The sequence below is a fragment of the Gemmatimonas sp. genome, assembly GCF_044345575.1.
Lineage (GTDB): Bacteria > Gemmatimonadota > Gemmatimonadetes > Gemmatimonadales > Gemmatimonadaceae > Gemmatimonas.
In genome coordinates this window covers 1-3,395 of the sequence record NZ_JBIJAW010000351.1, presented here as the reverse complement: position 1 = coordinate 3,395, position 3,395 = coordinate 1, and the positions used below count along the sequence as shown (strand labels likewise).

Below are 3,395 nucleotides of genomic sequence, written 5' to 3'. Positions count from 1 at the left end.
TGCTGTTGACGTCGGTCGCCGACCGTCCGAACGGGCTGTTCCGTGTGAACTTCCTTCCCGTCTCGAGGATTGCCAATCGGCCCGCGGGACTCGACAGCCTGCTGCTCATGCGCTCCGGCACGTCGATTCAGAAGGCCAATCTGGTCTTGTACTACCTCGACCCGACCAAACAGGCGCTCATGCGGGCACAGAAGCTGGATGCTTCGGGGCAGCCGATCGGCTCTCCCGTGGCCGGCAATGTCGAGGCCTTCGAGGCGCGCCTGCTGTTCACCCGCGGCAGTGAGCATCGCACCTACAGCGGCGTGGATGCCGACACCACCAACGACGGCAACGACATCATCGGCACGAAGCTGCGTGCGAAGATTCGCAGCACGAAGAGCGACCCCACCGTGAACGGGGGCCAGCCAATCGCACGGTGGTACGAATGGCGCGTGTCGCCCCGCAACCTGCTGTACGAAAAGAACCGGATGTGAGTCTCGAGAGTTGAGACGTGGAATCGAGTCGGGAGCGGATGAGAGTTGAGCCCGGATCGCAGTGAGAGTTGAGCTGGCTAGCGGCGAGAGTTGAGTACCTCAACTCTCACTGCGAGAACACTCAACTCTCACTGCGATCCGGGCTCACGTCTCACGCTGGACGCTCGATTCTCCCTCTCGAGCCTCAGCTCTCACTTCTTGTCCGAGAAGTCAACGGTAGGCGCCGTTCGCGCCGCCGCGTCGGTGACTTCGAAGTAGCCGCGCGGCGTCGCGCCCGTGGCCTTCGCCGTCAGCACCGCAGGAAACTTGCGGATGTATTCGTTGTACTGACGCACGGCGGTGTTGTAATCCGTGCGCGACACGGCAATGCGGTTCTCGGTACCCGTGAGTTCATCCTGCAGACGCAGGAAGTTTTCGTTCGACTTGAGCTCTGGGTATGCCTCGATCGCCACCGTGAGTCGGCCGAGCGCGCCGGTGAGCTGCTGGTTGGCGTTCGCGAGTTCGACCGGGTCGCTGCCACCGGTCTTCTGCAGGGCGCCCACGAGGCCGGCACGGGCCTGCGTCACTTCGGTGAGCACCTTCTCTTCCTGCGCCGCGAACCCCTTCACCGTGCTCACGAGATTCGGAATGAGATCGGCGCGACGCTGCAGCTGCGCATCGATGTTCTGCTTGGCCTGCGCCGCCTGCTCGTCGTACGACTGAATGGTGTTATACCCGCACGCACCCAGCGCGAGCGGCAGTGTGAGCGCGACGATCATCGCGCGACGACGGGACTGACGGAAGAACGACACGGAAAGCTCCTGGTGGATGATGTTGAGGGTCGTGAATAGCAGTAGCCCGTCACCTGACCTAGGCGGCGCTACCGAAGGTGTTGAGATAGCCGACGAGCGTGGTCATACCCGAGAGATACCCCTCGAGCACGAGTTCGGTCTCACCACCTGCCAGCGCAGTGCCGCGCTTGAGCGAAACGACACGCTGGTAGGGTGAGCCATCGAAGCCACAGCGGGCGCTCACGGCGGTGACGACCTGCGCACTGTCTCGCGGCGGCGCCTCGCCGTGCAAGCGCATTACCGCGCGGAAGATGACCAGCAGACTGCTGAGACTCGCGCGCAGCAGCTCCTGCTGACGGTCGCGATCGGTGCCGGCCACCATGATGCTGCGACGCAGCCGCAGCAGCTTTCCCATGGCTTCCTGCTCTACCTGCAGGCGCAGTTCCGAGGGGGACACCTCGATCCCCTCGAGCGGCAGCGCTCCGTAGAGCACGCGATGGCGCTCGAGAATATCGGCGTACTCCATGGGGAAGATGTCGGCCGACGACTGCCACTCGGCGGTGGTCATCTCGAGGACAGGCTGATTGCCGGCTTCCTGCCACGCTCGCATGGTCTGCCCGAGGGCGCGCAGCGTATCGAGCCGGATGGACGACACAATGGCCAGCACGTTGAGATCCGACGTGCCCGCGATCTGCTCGCCGCTCGCCGCCGAGCCGTACAGCACCACCGCCTGCAGGGCGTCGCCATGCACCTGACGGAGCTGCGCCACCAACTCGTCCAACGTCATCGTCTTGGAAGCCATGTCGGAAGCCTGTGTTCACGAGAGAAGAAGAACGGCATCACCAGTCGGACCCTCCACCACCACCGCTGAAGCCCCCGCCACCGCCGAAGCCGCCGAATCCCCCGCCACCGCCACCGCCAAAACCGCCACCGAACCCGCCGCCACCCCAGCTGGACCCGCCACCGTACATCGTGGGGCCAGGAATCGGGATCGGAATGCACCCCACACAGCCGCGGCGCCGTCGGCCACCGAACGAGCTGAGGACAAAAAGCACGATGATGATGACCAGCAGCACCGGGAATTCGCCGGAGTCGCGCGAACGCGAGCGCCGGACTTCACGCGGTTGTCCATCGAGTGTGACGTTGAATGCCGCGGCATACCGGTCGGCGACCCCGAACGCGATCGACTCGATCGCGCCGGCGTAGTCCTGGGCCCGAAAGCGATCGGCCGCCTCACGACACAACGCGCCCGCCGTGGCATCGGTCAGGAAGCCCTCGGCACCCTGCCCCGTCTCGATCCGGCAGCGACCACGCCCATCCGTGGCCGTTTCCTTGGGGACGATGAGAATCACCACACCCGCGTTGCGTGCCGCGTCGCCGATCTGCGCATCAGCGCCGATCTTCCACTCGCGACCAAGTCGGAGAGAGACCTCCTCCACCGGACGTCCGCCCAAGTCGGGAAGCGTGACGATGACCATGTCGCCGCGCGTTGCGGCATTCAGCCGCTCCGCCAGTGCCGTGATGCGCTGCTCCGCATCGGCCGGAATGACGTTGGCGAAGTCGTTCACGTAGCCCACCGGCTGCGGCAACGGCGGCGGCTGGGTATGCGCTTCCACGCCGGTCAGCAGAAACAGACTGCACACGACGACGAACGTCCAAGCCCTATACCATCCGGGCTGGTGACGACGGGCTCGATCAATCACGGTCTTTCGCACGCGTGAATCATAGCATCTACTACCACACCGGGGCGCGTTTGGTGTCACGAGCCCTCCGATACGTGTCAGCGGGACGATTGAGGCACGCGGACAACAGCTCTCGCGGAGGCGCGGCGGGAGCGGAGCACGCAGAGGAGATCTTCGAAGTTCGGTGGGGTGCCCGTCAGCGCCCTCCGCCAGCTCCGCGCCTCCGCGAAAGCAGTCCCCCCCTCCCCGGGCGACGGGAATCCGCTACCCTTCTTGGATGGCCCGTTTCCCCCAATTTTTGCGCGCGGTAGCGCTCTTCGCCTCGATCGGCGCCGCGGCCGCTTGCGGGCGGGCCGACGCCGCCTCCCGCTCGGCCAAGGCCGATTCCGCCACGTCGACCACGGCGGCCGTGCCGGTCGCGACCAACGATTCCGTTGCCAACGTCGCGCTCATGCAGAAGGCCGATCGCA

At 65.4% G+C, this 3,395-nt stretch carries 5 protein-coding genes; 2 read left to right on the top strand and 3 right to left on the bottom strand.

The annotated features are described in order from the left end of the window. Positions 1-473, top strand: a 473-nt coding sequence (locus ACIQ6O_RS14980) for a hypothetical protein (protein WP_396208582.1), incomplete at its 5' end; no start/stop codon positions are given. A gap of 191 nt (positions 474-664) precedes the next feature. Here the strand turns inward: ACIQ6O_RS14980 and ACIQ6O_RS14975 are convergent. The 3 genes from ACIQ6O_RS14975 to ACIQ6O_RS14965 are packed head-to-tail and all read right to left on the bottom strand — an operon-like array spanning position 665 to position 2,886. Beyond that, positions 665-1,264: a LemA family protein gene (locus tag ACIQ6O_RS14975; RefSeq protein WP_396208581.1), complete on the bottom strand. Its 600-nt coding sequence runs from the start codon at positions 1,262-1,264 to the stop codon at positions 665-667. Positions 1,265-1,322: 58 nt separating this feature from the next. Continuing rightward, complete coding sequence (locus ACIQ6O_RS14970) at positions 1,323-2,045, bottom strand: hypothetical protein (RefSeq protein ID WP_396208580.1); 723 nt, start codon at positions 2,043-2,045, stop codon at positions 1,323-1,325. Between the two features lie 37 nt (positions 2,046-2,082). Then, positions 2,083-2,886, bottom strand: a complete 804-nt coding sequence (locus tag ACIQ6O_RS14965; RefSeq protein WP_396208579.1) for a TPM domain-containing protein — start codon at positions 2,884-2,886, stop codon at positions 2,083-2,085. A gap of 316 nt (positions 2,887-3,202) precedes the next feature. On the opposite strand from ACIQ6O_RS14965, the gene ACIQ6O_RS14960 reads away from it, so the two are divergent. Continuing rightward, positions 3,203-3,395, top strand: a 193-nt coding sequence (locus tag ACIQ6O_RS14960; protein ID WP_396208578.1) for a hypothetical protein, incomplete at its 3' end; no start/stop codon positions are given.

Excerpts from the sequence above, each read along its gene's own strand:
- ACIQ6O_RS14970 (WP_396208580.1), bottom strand. The coding sequence starts at position 2,045 with ATGGCTTCCAAGACGATGACGTTGGACGAGTTGGTGGCGCAGCTCCGT.